This window comes from Enterobacter cloacae complex sp. IR5441 (genome assembly GCF_049238215.1).
In the GTDB taxonomy this organism is placed as follows: domain Bacteria; phylum Pseudomonadota; class Gammaproteobacteria; order Enterobacterales; family Enterobacteriaceae; genus Enterobacter; species Enterobacter hormaechei_C.
In genome coordinates, this window is sequence record NZ_JBMKIA010000131.1 from 1 (window position 1) to 751 (window position 751).

Below are 751 nucleotides of genomic sequence, written 5' to 3' on the forward strand. Positions count from 1 at the left end.
TTCAGGCGAATGCTGTTTACGTGGTTTCTTACTTACGGTTGCTGATTTAGTCATGTGAGATACCTCTGTCTGGGAGTTTACTCACTTAGTCGCGTGTCCACTATTCGCGGGTAGGATCAACTTACCCCATAATGAATGAAAAGAACGAACAATACTGATTAACTGCTTTTTTCTTTGCTCCGGAGATAGGCTGATAAAATAGCAGCACCTGCTGTCAATATTATCCTCAATGAAATTAAAATCAGAGTCTGATGCATATTTTACTGTTAGCATAATATCATTCGACGTTGTTCTCTCAGACTCTGTTAATGCTGATTCTATCAGGTATTCAAAGGCATACATGACAGACAGCTGGTTTTTGTCTGTCTGAATATAACCCATTGAGTTTCTGAGTATTGAGGACTGTACCAGGACCAGAGGCCATAAAAGCTCAACACCATAAAGCTTATATGTATCATGTTGATCATACTGATGTTGCTCAACACGACGATTACCTTCCCGTGCTTTACGAATATCATAGGCAAGGGATAACATAAATCCGTCTTTAACTTTAATCAGTGGGCTTTCATCCACGATGTAATGAATGAGTTCATGTAATTCATTCAGGGCTTCTGAATCTCCCCACAGTATAATGATCCTACCCGCGAATAGTGGACACGCGACTAAGTGAGTAAACTCCCAGACAGAGGTATCTCACATGACTAAATCAGCAACCGTAAGTAAGAAACCACGTAAACAGCATTCGCCTGAA

Annotated in this window: 1 pseudogene; it reads right to left on the minus strand. The window is 40.5% G+C overall.

Annotation, left to right across the window (positions count from 1 at the left end):
* Positions 1 to 120: 120 nt before the first annotated feature.
* A pseudogene (locus tag ACOTX5_RS26720) lies at positions 121 to 636 on the minus strand (DUF6904 family protein); the annotation flags it as partial.
* Positions 637 to 751 lie beyond the last annotated feature (115 nt).